This is a genomic window from Mycobacterium persicum (genome assembly GCF_002086915.1).
Classification (GTDB): Bacteria; Actinomycetota; Actinomycetes; order Mycobacteriales; family Mycobacteriaceae; genus Mycobacterium; species Mycobacterium persicum.
On the sequence record NZ_MWQA01000001.1, the window covers coordinates 6089738 to 6110851 of the forward strand.

At 64.6% G+C, this 21114-nt stretch carries 15 protein-coding genes and 3 pseudogenes; 11 read left to right on the forward strand and 7 right to left on the reverse strand.

Annotation, left to right across the window (positions count from 1 at the left end):
• Window positions 1-2: 2 nt before the first annotated feature.
• A complete protein-coding gene (locus tag B4U45_RS27550; protein ID WP_075547284.1) occupies window positions 3-1769 on the reverse strand; it encodes an ABC-F family ATP-binding cassette domain-containing protein in 1767 nt (588 codons plus the stop codon).
• A gap of 298 nt (window positions 1770-2067) precedes the next feature.
• On the opposite strand from B4U45_RS27550, the gene B4U45_RS27555 reads away from it, so the two are divergent.
• The 6 genes from B4U45_RS27555 (at window position 2068) to B4U45_RS27580 (ending at window position 9261) form a co-directional block, all read left to right on the forward strand.
• The gene (locus B4U45_RS27555; RefSeq protein ID WP_131808295.1) at window positions 2068-2574 is read left to right on the forward strand and encodes a hypothetical protein; all 507 of its coding nucleotides are present in this window, start codon (window positions 2068-2070) and stop codon (window positions 2572-2574) included.
• A 316-nt stretch (window positions 2575-2890) separates the two neighbouring features.
• On the forward strand, window positions 2891-3739 hold the full coding sequence (locus B4U45_RS27560; RefSeq protein WP_183154997.1) for a hypothetical protein: 849 nt from the start codon (window positions 2891-2893) through the stop codon (window positions 3737-3739).
• A 654-nt stretch (window positions 3740-4393) separates the two neighbouring features.
• Window positions 4394-5521, forward strand: coding sequence for an EspA/EspE family type VII secretion system effector (locus tag B4U45_RS27565; RefSeq protein WP_075547271.1), 1128 nt, complete (start codon window positions 4394-4396; stop codon window positions 5519-5521).
• A gap of 44 nt (window positions 5522-5565) precedes the next feature.
• Complete coding sequence (locus B4U45_RS27570) at window positions 5566-5877, forward strand: ESX-1 secretion-associated protein (RefSeq protein WP_075547272.1); 312 nt, start codon at window positions 5566-5568, stop codon at window positions 5875-5877.
• A gap of 182 nt (window positions 5878-6059) precedes the next feature.
• The gene (locus tag B4U45_RS27575; RefSeq protein WP_089025113.1) at window positions 6060-9044 is read left to right on the forward strand and encodes an acyl-CoA synthetase; all 2985 of its coding nucleotides are present in this window, start codon (window positions 6060-6062) and stop codon (window positions 9042-9044) included.
• Window positions 9037-9261: a Trm112 family protein gene (locus B4U45_RS27580; protein ID WP_075547273.1), complete on the forward strand. Its 225-nt coding sequence runs from the start codon at window positions 9037-9039 to the stop codon at window positions 9259-9261. Before B4U45_RS27575 ends, B4U45_RS27580 begins: the two co-directional genes overlap by 8 nt.
• On the opposite strand, the gene B4U45_RS27585 is transcribed toward B4U45_RS27580, so the two are convergent.
• The 3 genes from B4U45_RS27585 to B4U45_RS27595 are packed head-to-tail and all read right to left on the reverse strand — an operon-like array spanning window position 9227 to window position 11357.
• The gene (locus B4U45_RS27585; RefSeq protein WP_075547286.1) at window positions 9227-9832 is read right to left on the reverse strand and encodes a TetR/AcrR family transcriptional regulator; all 606 of its coding nucleotides are present in this window, start codon (window positions 9830-9832) and stop codon (window positions 9227-9229) included. The two genes, B4U45_RS27580 and B4U45_RS27585, sit on opposite strands and share 35 nt — an antisense overlap.
• Window positions 9833-9837: 5 nt before the next feature.
• On the reverse strand, window positions 9838-10587 hold the full coding sequence (locus tag B4U45_RS27590; RefSeq protein WP_240316764.1) for an ABC transporter permease: 750 nt from the start codon (window positions 10585-10587) through the stop codon (window positions 9838-9840).
• Between the two features lie 2 nt (window positions 10588-10589).
• Window positions 10590-11357, reverse strand: a complete 768-nt coding sequence (locus B4U45_RS27595; protein WP_075547275.1) for an ABC transporter ATP-binding protein — start codon at window positions 11355-11357, stop codon at window positions 10590-10592.
• Window positions 11358-11414: 57 nt separating this feature from the next.
• On the opposite strand from B4U45_RS27595, the gene B4U45_RS27600 reads away from it, so the two are divergent.
• Window positions 11415-12026 (forward strand): DNA-3-methyladenine glycosylase, encoded by a 612-nt coding sequence (locus B4U45_RS27600; protein WP_089025115.1) that lies wholly within the window; start codon window positions 11415-11417, stop codon window positions 12024-12026.
• Here the strand turns inward: B4U45_RS27600 and B4U45_RS27605 are convergent.
• On the reverse strand, window positions 12023-13285 hold the full coding sequence (locus B4U45_RS27605; protein WP_075547277.1) for a cytochrome P450: 1263 nt from the start codon (window positions 13283-13285) through the stop codon (window positions 12023-12025). The genes B4U45_RS27600 and B4U45_RS27605 overlap by 4 nt on opposite strands.
• Window positions 13286-13444: 159 nt before the next feature.
• Between B4U45_RS27605 and tyrS the strand changes: the two genes are divergently transcribed.
• On the forward strand, window positions 13445-14722 hold the full coding sequence (tyrS, locus tag B4U45_RS27610; protein WP_075547278.1) for a tyrosine--tRNA ligase: 1278 nt from the start codon (window positions 13445-13447) through the stop codon (window positions 14720-14722).
• Between the two features lie 639 nt (window positions 14723-15361).
• Window positions 15362-17164 (forward strand): PE family protein, encoded by a 1803-nt coding sequence (locus B4U45_RS27615; RefSeq protein WP_259643923.1) that lies wholly within the window; start codon window positions 15362-15364, stop codon window positions 17162-17164.
• Between the two features lie 67 nt (window positions 17165-17231).
• Here the strand turns inward: B4U45_RS27615 and B4U45_RS27620 are convergent, their stop codons facing one another.
• On the reverse strand, window positions 17232-18845 hold the full coding sequence (locus B4U45_RS27620; protein ID WP_083156273.1) for a hypothetical protein: 1614 nt from the start codon (window positions 18843-18845) through the stop codon (window positions 17232-17234).
• Window positions 18846-19172: 327 nt separating this feature from the next.
• Here B4U45_RS27620 and B4U45_RS27625 point away from each other — a divergent pair.
• Together B4U45_RS27625 and B4U45_RS27630 are read left to right on the forward strand one after the other, a co-directional pair.
• Window positions 19173-19907, forward strand: a pseudogene (locus tag B4U45_RS27625) (IS701 family transposase); the annotation flags it as partial.
• 526 nt (window positions 19908-20433) lie between these two features.
• Window positions 20434-20816: pseudogene (locus B4U45_RS27630) on the forward strand (transposase); the annotation flags it as partial.
• An 87-nt stretch (window positions 20817-20903) separates the two neighbouring features.
• On the opposite strand, the pseudogene B4U45_RS29655 reads toward B4U45_RS27630, so the two are convergent.
• Window positions 20904-21042: pseudogene (locus tag B4U45_RS29655) on the reverse strand (LLM class flavin-dependent oxidoreductase); the annotation flags it as partial.
• Window positions 21043-21114: the final 72 nt, after the last annotated feature.

A 21114-nucleotide genomic window follows, 5' to 3' on the forward strand; every position in this document is an offset into this window, starting at 1 on the left:
GTTCATTCCAGCATCTCCGAAGTCTGCAGCCAGAGCTCCTCCGTCGCGCCAACCTCGTCTTCGAGGGCGTGCAGTTCCCGGGTCAACCGGGCCAGGCCGACGTGGTCGGCCTGGTCATGCTCGGCGAGTTCGGTGTGCTTGGCGGCAATCCGGTCGGCCAGCCGGGCAAGCCGACGCTCGGCGGCGGCCAGCTCCTTCTCCGCGGCACGGCGCTGTGCGCCCGAGATCTCCTGGGGCTCAGCCGGTTTGGCGGGCGGTGCTGGTGACGGTTTGGTGGCCAGCCGCAGATATTCCTCGATGCCGCCGGGCAGATGCCGCAGTCGTCCGTCCAGAATCGCGTACTGCTGATCGGTGACCCGTTCCAGCAGATAGCGATCGTGGGAGACGACGATCAAGGTGCCCGCCCACGAGTCCAGCAGGTCCTCGGTGGCCGTCAGCATGTCGGTATCCACGTCGTTGGTGGGCTCGTCGAGCAGCAGCACATTGGGTTCGGATAACAGCGTCAGCATGAGCTGCAGCCGGCGCCGCTGACCGCCGGAAAGCTCGCCGACCCGCGCCGACAGCTGGCCCCGACCGAAGCCGAGACGTTCCAGCAGCTGGGCCGGGGTCACCTCGCGCCCGTCGACCTCGTAGCCGCCGCGCAGCCTGGTCAGCACATCGGCGATCCGGTCCTGCGTGAACGGGTTCAGCGCATCACCTTGCTGGTCGAGCACCGCCAGCCGGACGGTCTTGCCGCGCTTGACCCGACCGAAGTCGGGCTCGATGGTGCCGGCGATCAGCCCCAGCAGGGTGGATTTCCCGGCGCCATTGGCTCCGACGATTCCGGTGCGTTCGCCCGGGCCGATCCGCCATTCGATGTCGCGAAGCACCGGGCGTCCGTCAAAGCAGACCGACACGTCGAGCAGGTCGATGACGTCCTTGCCCAGCCGGGCGGTGGCCAGCTTGGCCAGCTCGACGGTGTTGCGCAACGGCGGCACGTCGGCGATCAGCTGATTGGCGGCCTCGATGCGGAACTTGGGTTTGGAGGTTCGCGCCGGGGGACCCCGGCGCAGCCAGGCCAGCTCCTTGCGCATCAGGTTCTGTCGCTTGGCCTCGGCTGCAGCGGCGAGCCGATCACGTTCGACGCGTTGCAGCACGTAGGCCGCGTATCCGCCTTCGAAGGGCTCGACGACGCCGTCGTGGACTTCCCAGGTGGTGGTGGCGATCTCGTCGAGAAACCACCGGTCGTGGGTGACCAGCAGCAGCCCGCCGCTGTTGCGGGCCCAGCGTTGCTGGAGGTGGCCGGCCAGCCAGGTGATGCCTTCGATGTCGAGATGGTTGGTGGGCTCGTCGAGAGCGATCACGTCCCAGTCGCCGACCAGCAACCGAGCCAACTGGACGCGGCGCCGCTGGCCGCCGCTGAGGGCGGAAACCTTTGCACGCCAGGCGATGTCGGATACCAGTCCGGCCACCACGTCGCGCACGCGCGGGTCGCCGGCCCAATGGTGTTCGGGTTGGTCGCCGACCAGCGTCCAGCCGACGGTGTGAGCGGGGTCCAGGGTGTCGGCCTGGCTCAGCGCCCCGACGCGCAAACCGCTGCGCTGGGTGACCCGTCCGGAGTCCGGCGGTATCTGGCCGGTGAGCAGGCCCAGCAGGCTGGATTTGCCGTCCCCGTTTCGCCCGACGATGCCGATGCGTGCGCCGTCGTTGACGCCGAGCGTGACCGATTCGAATACCACCTGGGCCGGGTACGCAAGGTGCACGGCCTCGGCTCCGAGCAGGTGTGCCACCGGGCCGAGGCTACCGGCACCCACACCCTTTGGCGTCAACGGCGCCGGCGGTGCCGCCCGGCGCCGCGGTCCTCGACCGGTGGCACCGGCGCGGGAGGGCGCTGTCGTTGGCCCGCGGCAAAGGTGAGATTCGGGCGGCGGCGGACCCAATACTTTCGGCCGTTCAGGACCATTCCGGGACAACATCTACCCAACGTCAATCCCTAGACTCGACCGCGCATCACCACCAGAGGCACACCGGTATGGACGCGCTCAGCATCGAAACGCAACCCGGCGACGACAAGCTGACGCTCGCTCAATGGATGACGGTGCTTGCCATGGGACTGGGATTCGCCGTCACCGGTGCCGACCAACCATCCTGCCCGCGGGCCTGGGCTTCATCGAGCCACCGCAGGCCAGCGTCATGATGAGCTTTGCCCCACCGGGTTTGGAGGGCTCGGTGGCCGCGGCCAAACCCGGCGTCGGCCAGTCCGCTTACTCACTCGGGCCCACCATGGTCACCCTGCTGGCCATGACTTTCTACACGGCGCGAGCTCAGGAGCGGTTCGCAGGCAGCGGCGTCTCTCCCACTCAGGCCGCCAAAGCGTTGGAGGCGACGCGTTCCTACGGCGGGGGCAAGCTGGGCGGCGTCGGCGTCCTTGATCCGGAGTCAGCCCGTCGTGTCATGGCGACCACTCAGGAAGTCGTCGTTTCCGCGTTGCGTACCACCAGCCTGTTGATGGCGCTGGTGCCGCTAGCCGCCGCTGTGGCCGTCTGGCTGCTGCTGCTGCCACGCCAGCTACCTCTTGAGCAGCGGATTGGGTGACAGCCATCGCGATGGCATGGCTCCGCCAGCCGTGGGACGCGGCTTGGAGACGTCGTCGTCCAGCCCCAAAAAATACTGCTGATAACAATTATTGCCGACGTGCACTATAGTCTGCCTCGCTTACCAAACTGGCGAGTCGCACGCTGATGTAAAGGAGTTTCGGTGAGTCACGCAGTCACGTCTGTCCTTGCACCGGCGGCTGTGTTGGCATCGTTGTCCGGCCATCCCGGGGGATCCGCACGTCAGTCAGCGACCGGAAAGCGGGCCGTGGCCAACCGCCGTCAGCCCATCGCGAGGCGTGTCCGAGGGGTACCAGGTGACAACCTTCGTTAACGATCCCGCTCCGAAATTCGAACGCACGCGCAATGGATACGATCCGGCTGCCGTCAACCAGTACCTCGCGGAACTGATGGTTCAGCGGCAGGCGCAACACTACGAGACCGAGAGACTCAGGGTGGAGATTGCCGCCCTGCGGGACGAAAACGCGGTCCTGCGCGACACCTCGCCGTCGGCGCCGGCGGTCACCGACCGGTTGGCGAAAATGCTTCGGTTCGCTGTCGACGAGGTATTTCAGATGCAGTCCGAGGCGCGTGCCGAGGCGTCGGCGTTGATCACCGCGGCCAAGAATGACGCCGAAGCGGCTCGCGCGACTAAGAGAGACATGCTGGCCCAGATGGAGGCGCGGCAACGTGCACTCGATCTCGAGCATGCCGAGATGCTCCGTCGTGGGCGAGAAGAAGCCGAAGAGCTTAGGGCACAAGCTGTTCGAGAGATCGACCAGATGCGCATTGCCGATGCCCGGCGCCGCGAGAAGGCGGAACAGCAACTCGATGCTGAACTGATCAGGCTCCGCTCCGACGCCCAATTCCAGATCGATGATCAGCTGCGAACCACGCAGCAGGAGTGCGACAAACGGCTCAGCGAAGCCAAGGCCGAGGCCGAACGGCGCGTCCGCCTCGCCGACGAGCAGGTCGAGCAGCGCATGGCCGAGGCGCGGCGGATGTTGGACGACGTCAATCAACGAAGGCTCGGTGTGCTTGAGCAGCTGGCGCGAATACACGCCAAACTCGAGGACGTCCCCGCGATCCTGGAGTCGGCCCGATGCGCCGAAACCAACATGCTTCAGTCGATGAGAGGCGTGTTCTCGGAGCTGCGCGCCATCTGATGCACGCGACGGGCTAAAAGCCCGGGCGCCAAAAGGGTTCAGTTCAGTGCCGGACCGCATGCATGGTTGTTGCGGTCGTGTCCGGCGCGCGACCGATCGGTTGAACCCGGCAGTTCCTCGAGTCCGACCGCCGAAGCCACACCGGCGACGCGTGGGTGGCCGTCGCGCGCGATTGGTCACAGACTGGTCACGAGCAAATCTCAATTGGCTCTTGCGCTTACGGCTGTCGGGCCCTACTGTGGCTTGCGTAATACAACTGTATGGCAATGCTTTTGTGTCGCATGCAAAGGTTGACAGGAAGTAAACCCCGGCCAGCGGGCTGGGAAACAGTTTGTCAGCTGACTTGCGCACCGAAAGCGGTGTTGTTTGGTGCGATACGTTGCGGCAGTTCGTCATTGTTGGTTCCTTGCCCTAGGAGCGGTCCATGGCAGCTAGACGAAAACACTGATCAGCTTCATCTTTTCACTTGGCGTGCCCGCGCTATGAATGGCGCCTAGCACGTATCTGGCGGAGTGATTTCCAAGCGGCGCGGCGAGCGCGCGTGCCGTATTCAAATCCCGGCAATCAGCCGGTGATCATGCATAACCGGGTAGCGCCTTTCGCGCGCCCGTAGCCAACCGCTAAACGAATTAGCCTGCGAGAGGACGAATCACAATGGACAGAGCATGGATCATCGATTCGGCGATCGGCACCATCGATGGCTTCGAAGCGTTGCTTGGAATCGGATTGCCTGTTTCCGGAGACGCTTTCAACACCAGTTCGTCATGGTTCACCCGAACTGCCCAGGATCAGGCCTCCGCCGCCCCAGGCGACCGCTGGATGGGTACCGCGGCGGACGCATACTCCGCAAAGAATGAGCTGCAGAAGCTGCGCGAAGAAATCTTGGCGGACCTTGACTACATGACCGGGACGCTGGTAACGGATCAAGCGGATGCGGTACGGAAAACCCGCGATGTCCTGGCATTCGCAAAGCGAGTTCTCGAGATCGCGCGTCCGGTCGCCGTCGTGATTTCCTATATACCCCTCGTCGGGCAATGGCTTTCGGACGGGTTTCAACTTCCGATCACCTCGCTGATGATGAGTATGGTCACCGGTGCGCTCGCATACCTGGCGTACAAGACGGCCGAAGACACCGCCAAATTGATTGCCGCGCTGTGGAAATTGGTCGAGCTGCTGGAAGCCCTGATCGAGGAGGAAGTGATTGCCGTCGTGTCGGACATCGAGTTCGATATACGACAATTCATCTCGAAATTGGAGTCCGCTCTCTACGCGGCATGGTCAGAGATCGCCAGCATATTTTCCGACATGGGCTTGGGAACCATGTTGTCCAGCTTGTCGTCGTTGTCGGGCGTCGCCGGGATGTCGGGAAGGTCGGCGTCAGCCGGCGCGGCCGCCATGCCCGACTTGACCCACTTGGCTGATCTTGCTCAGTTGTCCGATCCAGTACGCGCTCTCGGCGGTGCCGGCTTGCCGGCGATGGGTCGACTCGGCGGAGCGATGACTCAGATGCGTTCGCTCCCAATGGAAGTAGGCCCTATCGGCAGTATTGGTCAGGCCGGCAACCCGGCGCTGGCCACCGGCGCGCAATCCTCGTCGGGTACGCCGGGGTTGCCAGGATCTGTACCGCATGCCCCTTCGCGCCGACCGCAGAGCGACGGCGGAAGTGGCGGGGCTTCGGGCGGAGCGGATGCCGAGCGGGCTCCCGTCGACGGCCCGCCAACGAGTGCTGAGAAGACCGGGAAACTGCCGATATTCGTCAATGCCGGGGTGTCAAAAGCCTAGCGAGCCAACCTGTTAGCCAGATTTTTCACCAGAGGGGAGTAGTCATGGGACATTTTCTGTACGTCGTGCCGGAGTTCCTGGGCGTGCTGGAGCGGATTCAAGGCAACGTGTCGGCCGATGTGAAATCCGCGGTCGACATGGTCAGCGGAATCAGTCAGTCGGTCTCTACCACTCACGGTTCGTTCTGCTCGCTGTTCAATCAGACCCTGGCAGGGTTCGAGACCATCCGCAGTGCCACCGGCGCGTGCGTTCAACAGGTCGACGGACAGCTAGCAGACAGTCTTCGTAAAGCCGCCGGTGCTTATCTCGACGCCGACGAGGGGGCGGCCAGCGTGCTGGGCAAGTTCTTTCGCTGATCGCCGCCCGGGATAGGGGTGGCCTGCGGCCCGGGCAACGTCATCCGGGCCGCAGCACCCCGGCGGCGCCGGCGGCGTCGTCTGCGACGGCGTGACCTGCGCCCCGCTCCGATGTGGAATGATGTCCACGCTGGTCAAGGCCAACTCAGCAGCATTCAGGAGCACTCAGGCACCCAGGAGCAGTGGTGGATCTCAATTTGTCGATGGTCACACGCCCGGTCGAGCGTCTGGTGGCCACGGCCCAGAATGGGCTTGAAGTCCTGCGGCTGGGCGGTCTCGAAACCGGTAGCGTGCCGTCTCCGTCCCAGATCGTCGAGAGCGTACCGATGTACAAGCTGCGACGCTACTTCCCGCCGGACACCCGGCCCGGACACGCGCCCGTGGGTCCGCCGGTGTTGATGGTGCACCCGATGATGATGTCGGCCGACATGTGGGACGTCACTCGTGAGGACGGCGCGGTGGGCATCCTGCACGCCCGCGGGCTGGATCCATGGGTCATCGACTTCGGCTCGCCCGACAAGGTCGAGGGCGGTATGCGCCGCAATCTGGCCGACCACATCGTCGCGCTCAGTCAGGCCATCGACACGGTGCATGACACCACCGGCCAGGACGTGCACATCGTCGGCTATTCGCAGGGCGGCATGTTCTGCTATCAGGCCGCGGCATACCGGCGTTCCAAGAACGTCGCCAGCGTCGTCGCGTTCGGCTCGCCGGTGGATACCCTGGCAGCCTTGCCGATGGGTATTCCGGCGAACTTCGGTGCGGCCGCCGCCAGCTTTATGGCAGATCACGTGTTCAATCGGCTGGCCATCCCCAGCTGGATGGCACGCACCGGTTTCCAGATGATGGATCCGCTCAAGACGGCCAAGGCCCGCATCGACTTCCTGCGGCAGCTCCACGACCGCGAGGCCCTGCTGCCGCGGGAGCAACAGCGCCGATTCCTCGAATCCGAAGGCTGGATCGCCTGGTCCGGTCCGGCGATCTCAGAACTGCTCAAGCAGTTCATCGCCCACAACCGAATGATGACCGGCGGCTTCGCCATCAGCGGCCAAATGGTGACACTCACCGACATCACCTGTCCGATACTGGCTTTCGTCGGCGAGGTCGACGACATCGGCCAGCCGGCTTCGGTGCGCGGCATCCGGCGCGCCGCGCCCAACACCGACGTCTACGAATGCCTCATCCGCACCGGCCATTTCGGTCTCGTCGTCGGATCCAGGGCGGCGCACCAGAGCTGGCCCACCGTCGCCGAATGGGTGCGCTGGATTTCCAGCGACGGTGACAAGCCGGCCAACATCAGCTTGATGGTCGAGCAGCCGGCCGAACACACCGACAGCGGAGTCGCATTCAGCTCCCGGGTCGCGCACGGTATCGGAGAGATGTCCGAGGCGGCCCTGGCGATGGCTCGCGGTGCGGCCGAGGCGGTGGTCGCCGCCAACAAGTCCATGCGCACCCTGGCTGTCGAAACCGTCCGCACGCTGCCGCGACTGGCCCGGCTGGGGCAGCTCAACGATCACACCCGGATTTCGCTGGGCCGGATCATCGACGAACAGGCCCACGACGCGCCGCAGGGCGAATTCCTGCTGTTCGACGATCGGGTGCACACCTATGAGGCCGTGAATCGGCGCATCAACAACGTGGTCCGTGGCCTGATCGACGTCGGGGTGCGCCAGGGTGACCGGGTGGGCGTGCTGATGGAGACGCGGCCCAGCGCCCTGGTCGCGATCGCGGCGCTGTCCCGGTTGGGGGCGATCGTGGTGCTGATGCGCCAAGACGTCGACCTGGCCGCACAGGTCCGGCTCGGGGGAGCGACCGAGATCATCACCGATCCCACCAACCTCGCCGCGGCACGCCAATTGCCCGGACAGGTGCTGGTGCTGGGCGGCGGCGAGTCACGAGATCTGCATCTGCCCGAAGACGCCGATGTGATCGACATGGAGAAGATCGACCCCGATGCCGTCCAGTTGCCCGCCTGGTATCGGCAAAACCCGGGCTTGGCAAGGGATTTGGCGTTCATTGCATTCAGCGCGGTCGGCGGCGAGCTGGTCGCCAAGCAGATCACCAACTACCGCTGGGCGGTGTCGGCCTTCGGCACCGCATCGACGGCCGCCCTAGACCGCCGGGACACCGTCTACTGCCTGACGCCGCTGCACCACGAATCCGCGCTGCTGGTGAGCTTGGGCGGTGCGGTCGTCGGCGGCGCGCGCATCGCACTGTCGCGCGGACTGTGTGCCGACCGGTTCGTCGCCGAGGTACGCCGCTACGGCGTCACCGTCGTGTCCTACACCTGGGCGATGCTGCGTGACGTGGTCGACGATCCGGCTTTTGCCCTGTACGGCAACCACCCCGTGCGGCTGTTCATCGGCTCGGGGATGCCGACCGGATTGTGGGGGCGAGTCGTCGACACGTTCGCGCCGGCACATGTCGTCGAGTTCTTCGCCACCACCGACGGACAGGCGGTGCTGGCCAACGTGTCCGGCGCCAAGATCGGCAGCAAGGGCCGCCCGTTGCCGGGCGCCGGACGCGTCGAACTCGGCGCCTACGACGCCGAACAGGACCTGATCCTGGAAGACGACCGCGGGTTCGTCCAGGTCGCCGCGGCCAACCAGGTCGGAGTGCTGCTGGCGCACGCCAGCGGACCCATCGACCCGAGCGCGTCGATCAAGCGGGGCGTTTTCGCCCCCGCCGACACCTGGATCTCCACCGAATACCTGTTCTTCCGCGACCCGGACGGGGACTACTGGCTGGCGGGCCGGCGCGGTTCGGTGGTGCGCACCGCGCGGGGAATGGTGTATGCCGAGCCGGTCACCGATGCGCTGGGCTGCATCAACGGCGTCGATCTCGCGGTCACCTACGACGTCTCGGCCAACGGTCGTCAGCTCGCGGTCGCCGCGGTGACATTGCGACCGGGAGCGACCATCACCGCGGCCGACCTGACCGATGCCGTCGCCGGTATGCCGGTCGGCCTGGGACCCGACATCGTCCACGTGGTGCCGAAGCTGTCGCTCAGCGCCACCTATCGGCCCACCGTCAGCGCGCTGCGGGCCGCCGGAATTCCCAAACCGGGACGTCAGGCATGGTATTTCGATCCTGCCGCCAGCGAGTTTCGCCGGCTGACCCCGGCGGCGCGCACCGAGTTGGGCGGCCAGCAATCCGCCGATGATTGACGACAAGCTGCTCGACATCCTGGTATGCCCGGCCGACCAGGGTCCGCTGCTGCTCGCCTCCAGCCCGGACGGCCCGTTGCTCTACAACCCGCGGCTGCGGCGCGCCTATCGCATCGAGGATGGCATCCCCGTCCTGCTGGTCGAGCAGGCCCGCGACGTCGGCGACGACGAGCACGCCCGCTTCACGGCGCCAGGCCCTCCGGCAGATCCCCGGTGAGGTAGCGCTGCAGGTTCGGTGCGATCGTCCGCACGATCTGTTCGGCCGGCAGCGACGCGAAAGGCTCCACCTTGATGATGTAGCGCGCCATGGCCACACCGATCAACTGGGAGGCGACGAATTGAGCGCGGATCCGTCCCGTCCCGGGGGGACTGTCGACGCGTGAACCCAGCTCCGCGGTCACCATGTCCTCGAAGAAGGAGCGCACAAAGGTGACCCCGTCGCCCGACAGCAGCGAGCGCACCGCCGCGATCAACCGTGGGCCTAGTTCGGAATCCCACAGCGCAAGCAGTGCGGTCGGCAGTTTCACGCCGAGCTCCTCGACCGGGGTTTGCCGCATCGGGGCGATGATGTCCAGTGGATCCACCGGGACGTGAATGGCGGCGGCGAAGAGCTGTTGTTTGGTGCCGAAGTAGTGATGCACCAGGGCGGCATCCACTCCGGCGGCCGCGGCCACGGCACGGATCGAGGTTCGGTCAATACCATTGTGCGCAAACAGTTCCCGCGCACACGCGAGGATGCGCTCGCGGGTGTCGGAGTTGCCGGCCGGCCGGCCGGGGCGTCGACGCATCGTCACTATGGCGTCCGGCGTCGCAGTGTCGCCGCGGCCAGAGCCATGGACGCGACCGCGAAAGCCAGCACGACGACGATGTCGCGCACCGTGGTGTACGTCAACTCGGAATGTGCCCCCACCTGTTGCAGGGCCTCCAGGGCGTAGCTGGCCGGCATGGCATTGCTGAGCCACTGCAGCCAGGTCGGCATCAGCGCCCGCGGGACGATGATGCCCGCCAGCAGCAGTTGCGGCACCATCACCAGCGGGATGAACTGCACGGCCTGAAATTCGGTGCGGGCGAAGGCACTACAGAGCAGCCCCAGCCCGACACCCAAGATGGCGTTGACGATCGCGATCACGAAAACCCACGCGGGACTGCCCGCGGTGTCGAAGCCGAGGAACCAGAACGCCACCATGCAGGCCAGCGTGGCCTGGGCGGCCGCGGCGATCGAAAACGCCGTCCCGTAGCCGGCGAGCAGATCAATTCTGCGCAGCGGTGTGGTCAAGATGCGCTCCAGCGTTCCCGAAGCCCGTTCGCGTTGCATGGTGATCGCGGTGATGACGAACATCACGAAAAGCGGGAAAAGGCCCAACAAGACCATGCACGCCGTGTCGAATCCGGAAGGAGCGCCGGGGCGGGTCGGAACCTTGTCGAACATGAAATACATCAGCGTGAGGACCAGAACCGGCACCAGCAGGATCATCGCGATGCTGCGGTGGTCGGCAGTCAGCTGGCGCAGAATCCTCGCGGTAGTGGCCGTATAGTTCTGCAGGCTCAGCCGGCTACGGGCGCGGTGGTGGTGCGTCGGATGATGGACAGAAACGCGTCCTCCAGTGATGTGCATCCCGTTTCCTTCCGTAGTTCGTCCGGCGTGGTGTGGGCCAGCAGCCGTCCCTCGCGCATCAGCAGCAGATCGCCGCAGCGGTCGGCCTCGTCCATCACGTGGCTGGACACCACCAGCGTGGTGCCACGCCGCGCCAGTGCGGTGAACTGATCCCACAGTTCGACCCGCAGCACCGGGTCCAGGCCGATCGTCGGCTCGTCGAGCACCAGCAGATCCGGCCGGCCGACCAGGGCACAGGCCAGCGAAACGCGGGCCCGCTGGCCGCCGGAGAGGTTGGCGCAGCGCGCCGTCCGGTGGCTGTTCAGGTCCACCGCGTCGATCACCTCGTCGGCGGCTTGACCGTCGATTCCGCAGAGTTCGGCGAAGTAGCGCACGTTGTCGATCACCCGCAGGTCGTTGTAGATGGTCGGGTCCTGAGGCATGTATCCGACGCGGTGGCGTAAGGGGAGCGATCCGGCCGGCAGCCCCAGAACCCGCACCGATCCGGAGGTGATGATCTGGGAGCCGACGATGCAGCGCATCAACGTGGTCTTGCCCGAGCCGGACGGGCCCAGCAGCCCGGTGATGGTTCCGCACCCGACTCCTAGTGAAACATCTTGAACCGCTGTGTGTTTGCCACGGATGACGGTCAAGCTTTCGATGACGACCGCGGGTTCGGCGCCGCCTCGAGGTAATTCATCACTCGATGAACTCATCATACGATGAATATCGACCTGTCGCCGGTGCTTGTCAAGAGGCACGGCACAATCTCTCCGGTGAGCGCTGAGCAACTCCTGGTGGACCCGGTCGCTGCCGCGCATCGATTACTGGGCGCCACTCTCGCGGGACGAGGGGTGCGCGGCATCGTCGTCGAGGTCGAGGCCTACGGCGGGGTGCCCCACGGCCCGTGGCCGGACGCCGCGGCGCATTCCTACCGCGGGCTCAGTGGCCGAAACGCGGTGATGTTCGGGCCGCCCGGCCACCTCTACACCTACCGCAGCCACGGAATCCATGTCTGCGCCAACGTCTCGTGCGGCCCCGACGGCACGGCTGCCGCCGTCTTGCTGCGAGCTTGCGTCGTCGAGGACGGCATCGATGTCGCCCGGTCCCGTCGCGGCGAACTGGTTCGTACCGCCGCGCTGGCGCGTGGCCCGGGAAATCTCTGCTCAGCATTGGGAATCACCATGGCGGACAATGGGATTGACCTGTTCGACCCGGACAGTCCGGTGACGTTGAGCCTCAACGAAACGCACCGTGGGCTGTCCGGTCCCCGGGTCGGCGTCAGCCAGGCCGCCGACCGGCCATGGCGATTGTGGCTTGCGGGGCGACCGGAGGTGTCGGCCTATCGGCGCAGCCCCCGAGCGCCGGTCCCGGGCGCCAGCGACTAGACGCTAAGGTTCCCCTGAAGTCGCGCCAGTGGGGCGCCGAGGCAAAAATGCGCCCCGCTGGCGAACGACAGATGCGCCTTGTCGGCTCGGGTCGGGTCAAAGGTGTCCGGATCCGGGAACCTGGCTTCATCGCGGTTGCCCGATCCCAGCACGAAGGCGACCAACGATCCCGGCAAGATCTGCTGGTCATAGAGCGTGACCTCGTCGGTGGTCTTGCGGGCGATTATCTGGATCGGTGCCTCGTAGCGAAGCGTCTCTTCCATGAACGCCCTGATCTTTTCGGGGTCACTTTCGATGTCAGCGCGCATCTCGGGGAACCGTGTCAGCTGTACGATCATGTGCTCCAACAGATTTGTGGTTGTCTCATTGCCGGCCACCAACAGGTGCATGAGGTTTGCGCATAGTTCGACGTCCGTCATACCGCCATCCTCCTGGCGGATTGCCACCAGTAACGACACAAAGTCGTCTCCCGGCTGACGTCGTCGCGTGTCAATGAGCTCGAAGAGATAGTCGACCAATGGCACGGTGCTGGTCAGGATCTCGGTTCGCTCCGGGTCGGACAGCAGCGGCTCGAACACGACCGCAAACCGATCGGCGAGTGCGCGGATCCATTGCCGGTCTTGTTGTGGTAGCCCAAGATAGTCTGCGATCACAATGCTCGGCAGCGGTTGAGCGAAGTCGTGTGCGTCGTCGAACCTTCCGCGTTCGCGGCATTCCTCCAATAATGTGCGACAAATTCGCTCTATTTCCGGCTGGCGCGCTTTCACCTGCGGTGGGGTAAATGTCCGGTTGCTTTGCTTGCGCATACGCGCGTGTGGCCGGCCGTCCTTGTACATCATCATGTGGGAAAAGGCATTGACGACGTAGGCTTGCCGGCGATCCGATCGATCATGGCGGCTGACCGGTTCGTCCCAGAACTGGTCATGGCTGATCAAATCGGACCTCTTCAAGCACTCCACGATGTCGTGGTACCGGGTCACCACCCGACTTCTGGTCTCCTCGTTGTAAAAAATCGGCGTATGCTCCCTCAATTGGGCGTACACCGGATAAGGGTCGACCTGGAAATTTTGATCGACGGCATCGAACTCGGTCGCTGCGGTCCTTTCCGAAGAGCGAATTTCGGTGCTGTCGGCTCTATTGTCTACGCATTGCCGTAACGGGCGCGCCGCCACCGCATAGCCGGCATTCACTTCGCGTTCGGGCATCAGGGTTTCGCCATCGTAACCGAATGCCGAGTGGTCGTCGTCGGAGTTGAGCATTCCCGTCTCCGTTTTGCCTCGCCGCAGCCTGGTACGCCGCTACCCATTCTGTGGCGCAACCTCAACGCCGAGGATCCACATCTTCGCCGAAATATCAGGGCCCGTCAGGCCGGAGCCCGGCTGGGTCGGCAGCGCCTTACCCTGGAAGACTCTTGCACCATGATCCTCGACGAGCTGAGGTGGCGGGGGCTGATCGCGCAGTCCACCGACCTCGACGCGCTGGCCGCCGAGTTGCAACGTGGCCCGACGACGCTGTACGCCGGCTTCGACCCCACCGCCGCGAGCCTGCATGCCGGACATCTGGTGCCGCTGCTGACGTTGCGCCGCTTCCAGCGCGCCGGGCATCGGCCCATCGTGCTGGCGGGCGGGGCCACCGGCATGATCGGCGACCCGCGCGACGTCGGCGAGCGCACCCTCAACGACGCCGACACCGTCGCCGAATGGACCGACCGGATCCGCGGGCAGCTGGAACGTTTCGTCGATTTCTCGGATTCTGGGGGTTCGCCGACGGGCGCCATCGTCGAGAACAACATCGACTGGACTGCCGCGATGTCGACCATCGAATTCCTGCGTGATGTCGGCAAGCACTTCTCGGTTAACGTGATGCTGGACCGCGACACGATCCGGCGCCGTCTGGAAGGTGAGGGCATCTCCTACACCGAGTTCAGTTACATGCTGCTGCAGGCCAACGACTACGTCGAATTGCACCGGCGCCACGGCTGTGCTCTGCAGATCGGCGGTTCCGATCAGTGGGGCAACATCATTGCCGGGGTCCGGCTGGTGCGCCAAAAGCTCGGTGCCGCAGTGCATGCGCTCACCGTTCCGTTGGTGACCGCCGCCGACGGCACCAAGTTCGGCAAATCCACCGGCGGCGGCAGCTTGTGGCTGGACCCGCAGCTGACCAGCCCCTACGCCTGGTACCAGTACTTCGTCAACACCGCCGACGCTGACGTGATCCGCTACCTGCGGTGGTTCACCTTCCTGTCGGCCGACGAACTGGCCGAACTGGAGCAGGCGACCGTTGAGCGCCCGCAACAACGTGCGGCCCAACGACGGCTGGCCACCGAACTCACCTCCTTGGTGCACGGCGAAGCAGCGACCGCGGCCGTCGAGCACGCCAGCCGGGCGCTTTTCGGGCAGGGCGAACTGGGCCGGCTCGACGAGCCGACGCTGGCCGCCGCACTGCGCGAAACCACGGTCGCCGAACTCAAACCGGGTACTCCCGACGGGATCGTGGACCTGTTGGTGGCCACCGGCCTTGCCGACAGCAGGAAGGCGGCGCGGCGCACCGTCAACGAGGGCGGGGTCTCGGTCAACAACATTCGCGTCGAAACCGACGAATGGACGCCGCAGGGCACGGATTTCCTGCACGGCCGCTGGCTGGTCCTGCGCCGTGGCAAGCGCAATGTCGCAGGTGTCGAACGGGTCGGGTCTTAGATTCGCTGGCAGCCGAGCTGCGGGTGAGCGCCGAAGTGCAGCAGGGTCAGCGCGGCTAGGGCCTTGATCCACAAGGCAGTGCGCTGGTTGCTCACCCGCGCTCTTGTCCTGATGTTGATAAACTTTGTTTAATGCTAGATAAACACTTGGATTTGAATCTTTGTAATTTCTTCATGGATAATTGTTTCGATATAAGTTCAGTGCGCAATTGAAATGAGCAACTTTGCCGTAATCATCGATGGCGCGAGGAAAGGCCATTAGCAGTGCAATGGTCGTCGCTCGGATCAGGCCCGATCGACGACTCGTCTTTTCGACTTGCATATGTTCTTGATGACTGCTTTGTGATTATACGCCTGGCGCTTGAGTGGTGCTTTGAGGAGCGAAATATTGGAATTCTTGAGCATGTCGCCGGAAGTTAATTCGGCGCTGATTTACTCTGGTGCGGGCTTGGGGGGTTGGCCGGGGTGGGATTGGCGTGGCAGCGATTGGCCCGGAATTTGCAGGAGACTTTGCTGTCGTTTGAGTCCGCCATTGGCCACCCCACCCAGCGTGATCGCCCACGGTAGGAGCGGTTGACACCGCGTCAATCCCATAACGCTTGTCAAGCAACGATATTGGTAGATCATAGGAGGACCCGCTGTGTCATATGTGACTCTCATGCCGAACGCGTTGGAATGCGCGGCAACCGATTTAGCGGCTATCGGATCGGTGTTTAACGAAGCAACTGCTGCTGCGGCAATCTCCACCACTGGGCTACTGGCCGCTGGCAGCGATCAAGTCTCGATGGCAATGACGGCCCTGCTGAGCGCTCACGGCCAAACCTGGCAGGCATTAAGCCGTGACTACCAGTGGCTGCATCAGCAGTTTGTTGACCTGCTCAACGGCACCACCGAGAAATACTGGGCCACCGAGATCGACAACGCCGCCCGCAACGCGATCAACACAGCCAACGCCGACAGCGAATGGCTGGTCGGGCGCCAGATGATCGGCAACGGCGCCAACGGGCTCAACGGCACGGGACAAAACGGCGGCGCCGGCGGATGGCTGTGGGGCAACGGCGGCAACGGTGGATCAGGCGCAGCAGGCCAAAACGGCGGCAACGGCGGGGCAGCCGGACTGTTCGGCCACGGCGGTAACGGCGGAGCCGGCGGAACCGGCGCAAACGGCGGCACCGGCGGCCAGGGAGGACTCCTGATCGGTAACGGCGGCACCGGCGGCAACGGCGGCACCGCCCCCACAACCGGCGCAAACGGCGGCACCGCCGGAAACGGCGGCAACGCCGGACTGTTCGGCACCGGCGGCGCCGGCGGCACCGGCGGGGCCGCGGCTGGCGGAGGTAATGGCGGCCACGGCGGGCTGCTCATTGGTAATGGTGGCGCAGGCGGCACCGGCGGAACCGCGACCATCGCCCAGGGCAATGGCGGCTACGGGGGTAATGGTGGAGCTGCCGGACTGATCGGCAACGGAGGCGTAGGCGGCAACGGCGGAGCTGGCCCAGACGGCGGCGGCGCCGGAGGTAACGGCGGAGCTGCCGGACTTATCGGTGACGGCGGTAACGGTGGACTGGGCGGAAATTCCCTAACCGGCGGAGGCGGTGGGGCCGGTGGCAATGGCGGAGTTGGCGGATTGTTGATTGGCAACGGCGGCAACGGCGCAGCGGGCGGCAACACCGCCGGCGGCGCGACAGGTGGCAACGGCGGCAATGGCGGAGCTGCCGGACTTATCGGTGACGGCGGCGACGGTGGACGAGGCGGAAACTCCGTAACCGGTTTCAGCGGCAGTGGCGGTTCCGGTGGTAACAGTCGAGGGTTGTTTGGCAACGGCGGCCATGGCGGAGCAGGTGGCGATGGAGGTAATGACGGAGCGGGCGGCCATGGCGGCAACGGCGGCGAGGGCGGGCTTTTCGGAAACGGCGGCGACGGCGGAGCCGGCGGAACCGGGTGTGGCGAAGACGGCGGAAGCGGTTCCGGTGGTAACGGCGGCTCGGCCGGACTTTTTGGAAACGGCGGTAACGGCGGAGCCGGCGGAATCGAAAATGGAACCGGTTTCGGTGGTCACGGCGGTAACGGCGGTAAGGGTGGAGTGTTGTATGGCAACGGCGGTAACGGCGGGGAAGGCGGAACGGTGACGGGCAGTGGCGGTAGCGGAGGCGACAGTGGGAGTGGCGGTAACGGTGGGCAAGCTGGAACGTTCGGCAACGGCGGTAATGGCGGCGATGGCGGGGCTGGTGGCACTTCTATAGTTGGCGGGAGCGGCGGTAACGGCGGCGCCGCAGGGTGGGTCGGCGATGGTGGTGCCGGCGGGGCCGGTGGGCAAGGTGGCGGGACAGGTGGTAAAGGCGGTATCGGCGGCCTCTTATACGGCAACTCGGGATCAGATGGGTTGGATACAAACCTCGGATCAGGTCAATTGAATGTATTTGAATATGCTCAATTGACCTAGTTTGGCTGGATCCGGCGCAGCCGGAATTTCGAGTCAAGTTTGACGTCATAACGCTGCGCGTTTGGTGCTAGGCGGCGAGTAGTGTTGTGTGGCTGAGGGTTTGGAGAGCTGCGTTGTAGGCGCGAGAAGCTTGCTGTAGCGGAGGGGCCGTGGTGTGGTCGGAGAGGTGGGCCAGGCCGGTGAGTAGGAAGCGGTCATGCACGCAGGTCAAGAAGTGGGCGGTGTGCAGGCCACGGTCGGTGACGGTGTAGCGGTTGCTGTGCGGGATGCGGGTGATCATGCCCCGGGATTTGAGTCGGCGCAGGTCGTAGGTTGTTTGTCCGGCGGTGACCTCATCGGGTGGCAGTCCGCGTAATTCGGCGGTGAGGATGCGCAGATCGCGGTTGGTGAAGCCGTTGGTTTGGCAGCCGAACGTCAGCAATGCCTGCAGCAGGGCGTGGCTGCGCCGCTGGGCCAGCCGTAGTCCGGGGATACGAGTGCCTGTGGCGGTAGTGACCGCGGCGGTGATGGTGTCAAGCGCTTCGGCGCCGGTGATCGGGTCGTGGCTGAGTCGTTGGACGTGCAGCAGACGTCGGTTGGCCGAGAAGCCGATCTCCCGCAGGGCGGGCAGATTAGTCAGTCGTTTGCCGATCGAAAAGTCGGTGGTGTCATTGATCGTGGTTTCGGTGCGCAGGGCTTTTCCTTCCTTGTGGTACTGCTTGATTCGGGTGTGCTTGTAATCCACGTGCAGGCTGGGGGTGACACCGGCGGTGATCACCCGGGTGCGAAATGACCCGGGTGTGCAGCGCGGTCCGCGGCGCATCAGGCGGCGGTCGAAGATCAACGCGACCTGGTCGGGGCGGCCGATGTCGAGGTTGTCGCGGATGACCTGTTCGAAGAACATCCGGCCCGCCACGGGTTTGTCGAGCATCTGGGTCAGCGAGAATTCGGCCTGCAGGATCGACAGCTCGTAGCGGTAGCCCGCGGCGTGGTCGGCTGCGGAAAATGGGTGCGGCAGGACCGCCAGCCACTTGTCCAGCAGCGCTTCGATGTGTTCGGGCCCCAGACTGTCGCAGATGGCTTGCAGCGCGGCGGGGTCCTCGACCGCGGCGAACCCGTTATCGAGCGGGGTGAACCCGATGCCGGCCTTGGCGGCTTGGCGCTGGGCCCAATGGTTTCCGTTGAGGCACAACTTCGCGTTGTAGGGGAAATAGGAGCAGAACTTGATAAAAAACGGGCCGAAGTCCTCGTCGTAGCAATAAAAGTAGAAGTGGTTGATCAGCCCGCTGGCTGGCACGATCCACGGGTAGGAATCGCCGTTGGTGTCGCGGCGTTTCTCGGTGCGAAACAGCTTGGTCTTTTCCTGCGCGCGACCCACGAACAGCACCCCTTCGGTGCCGGTGAACCGGGCCAGGTGCTCGTGGGCGATGTCGTCTTTGCGTTGTCCCTTGGCGAAATTCACCCACGGGATGGCGTTGTCGCGAGCAAACCGGTGCACCGCTGTGCAGAACGCGTCGGTGATCTTGACCAGTGGCGCGGTCGAGGCGATGGGCAACCCCAGTCGTCGATGCACATAGCCCACCAGGCCAGCTGGGTATTGCAATCCCGGCACATAGACATTGCAGAACATGCGGTCGATGCACTCGACGTCGAAAACCACATGTTCGGACAAGACATCATCAACCGCGCGCGCTACGGTCATCACAAGGCTCCGATCGGACGGGCGGCCAGTCAGGCCAACCAACCGCGCTATGCGGTTCATACACCGGATCGGTCCGCCGGTCACGGTCTCAACCCCGTCCGACCGGAGCCCCACACCCCAAGCTGATCACGACATGCCTCGTCGGGCTGGGGCGAAGCCCCGTTAGTACTGCAGCCGTAGATAGGGATTGCTGATGCTGGCGTGTCTGCGCTGGTCAGAGCGGTGACCGCGGCATTGTTTCAGTTTGTGACAACTTCTCAATATGCCGCGGTCGCCGCGGCTCATAGCGCAGACCCTGATCGGTGGCAGGCGGAGTACTCGGCGGTGCTGGATCGGATCGCGCCGCGTTTTGCCCGTTACGAGCCGTTGCGGCATGCCGGTGAACTCATGGCCGGGATGGTCTCGGGCTTGGACCGCAAGAATTGCTGGACTATCGCCGAGCACCGCGGTGATACCACCCCCGATGGGTTGCAGCATCTGTTGGCACGGGCGAGCTGGGACGCCGACGCGGTCCGTGACGATCCGCGTGATTACATCGTCGATGCGTTCGGTGACCCGGGTGCGATCTTGGTGGTCGACGAGACCGGTGACGTCAAGAAGGGTGTGCACAGCGTCGGGGTGCAGCGCCAGTACAGCGGTACCGCGGGCCGTGTCGAGAACTCCCAGATGGCGGTGTATCTGACGTATGCGGCCCCGCGTGGGCACGCGCTGATCGACCGGGCTCTGTACCTTCCGCGCAGCTGGGCCGACGACCATGACCGCTGCGCCGACGCCGGAATCCCTGCCGACAAGCGGGGTTTCGCGACCAAACCAACGTTGGCGGTAACACTGATCGACCGCGCTGTGGCCGCCCGAGTACCCGCGGGGTGGGTGGCCGGCGACGAAGTCTATGGAGCCGACCCACGACTGCGCGCCGCTATTCGAGGCCACGGGCTGGGCTACGTGATGGCGGTTGCGGCCAACCGGCGCGTGCCCACCCATGCCGGCCCGATCCGCGTCGATGCGCTGCCCGCGCTGATCCCGGCACATGCCTGGCAGACACACTCCGCCGGCGCCGGCGCCTTGACCGTCAACGAGTTTCGACGCCTCTTCGACGCACTGCTGCTCGTCACCCACCGCACCCTGGCAAGCCTGCTGGCCTGGTCACGATGGCGAAGACGACACCAATACCGAGCCCGACAATCCCAGTACCGACAACGCGAACACCAATGATCTCGATCTACGGCTGCAGTACTAGCCTGCATTTTGGCAGAAGATCTTTCCGTCAGTTACTCGCTGTGACGCCAACATGTGCCAAGTGCCTATCGCTGCGCGTGCGCGAGAGATCTGCTGGATGTGCCCTGCTTCGTCGTGCATAGGTAGCTGGGTGGCCGCGCGTCGGAAAGCGCTGCTGTTCGCTCTGGGCGAAACGTGAAATCGGTTGTTGGGCAGTCATTTTCTGTCAGGGGTTTGTCGGTGCCCGCCGATAGGTTGGGCATTATGGCGGAGCGCGAAGCGATCACGGCAGCCTTCGACGGGTTGGATGCGGCGCTAGATGTGGTGGCGGATCTGGACTGTGACGCGTTGACCACCCCGGAGTGGTTGGCTATGGGACCGGGTCACCGACACCCTGGCGGGCAGCTTCCCGAAGGCGGCCGACATGATGAGCCAGGCCAAGACCGATGTGTTGGCGTGCACCGCGTTCCCGAAAGCGCATCGGCAGAAGATCTGGTCGAACAACCGCATATCGAACGACTCAACAAGGAAATCGAGCGCCGTGCCGATGTCGTGGAGATCTTCCCGAACCCCGCAGCGTTTTTGCGCCTGTCCACCGCGGTGGTCATCGAAGGCCACGATGAATGGCAAGTCACCCGCCGCTACCTCTCCGATGTCTCCATGGACGAACTACGCGCCGTCATTGCTAAACAAACACGCCGCTGCAGCACTTGCCAAACAACACCAAATCACTTGGTGTTCAACATGACTCGTTGATCACCATGCGTGAGCCACGTCAGATCCGAAGTCCATCATTCCGCGGGACGCTATCGACAAAATGCGCGGGCGGTGAGCGGCGACTCAGATCTCCGGCCATGTGCCCCTGTAGGCGCGGAAGGTCAAACACGGCATCGCGCAGCGGGAAATGCCATGAATCCGGTTCGCCGTCGGAGTTCCACAACGCCCGAATGGTCGCCATCGCCTTCTCCAACTCCAACCGCGGAACCGCTCAAGCGACATGGGCAGCCGCAGCACCGTATGCGATGGGACCTCGAGAGTTACGATACTTTACGGT

What these genes read in the sequence shown, in the direction of transcription:
- B4U45_RS27555 (WP_131808295.1), top strand. Translation starts at nt 2,068, where the DNA reads ATGGATGACGGTGCTTGCCATGGGACTGGGATTCGCCGTCACCGGTGC.
- B4U45_RS27565 (WP_075547271.1), top strand. Translation starts at nt 4,394, where the DNA reads ATGGACAGAGCATGGATCATCGATTCGGCGATCGGCACCATCGATGGC.
- B4U45_RS27570 (WP_075547272.1), top strand. Translation starts at nt 5,566, where the DNA reads ATGGGACATTTTCTGTACGTCGTGCCGGAGTTCCTGGGCGTGCTGGAG.
- B4U45_RS27580 (WP_075547273.1), top strand. Translation starts at nt 9,037, where the DNA reads ATGATTGACGACAAGCTGCTCGACATCCTGGTATGCCCGGCCGACCAG.
- B4U45_RS27585 (WP_075547286.1), bottom strand. Translation starts at nt 9,832, where the DNA reads ATGCGTCGACGCCCCGGCCGGCCGGCCGGCAACTCCGACACCCGCGAG.
- B4U45_RS27595 (WP_075547275.1), bottom strand. Translation starts at nt 11,357, where the DNA reads ATGATGAGTTCATCGAGTGATGAATTACCTCGAGGCGGCGCCGAACCC.
- B4U45_RS27605 (WP_075547277.1), bottom strand. Translation starts at nt 13,285, where the DNA reads ATGCTCAACTCCGACGACGACCACTCGGCATTCGGTTACGATGGCGAA.
- tyrS (WP_075547278.1), top strand. Translation starts at nt 13,445, where the DNA reads ATGATCCTCGACGAGCTGAGGTGGCGGGGGCTGATCGCGCAGTCCACC.
- B4U45_RS27620 (WP_083156273.1), bottom strand. Translation starts at nt 18,845, where the DNA reads ATGACCGTAGCGCGCGCGGTTGATGATGTCTTGTCCGAACATGTGGTT.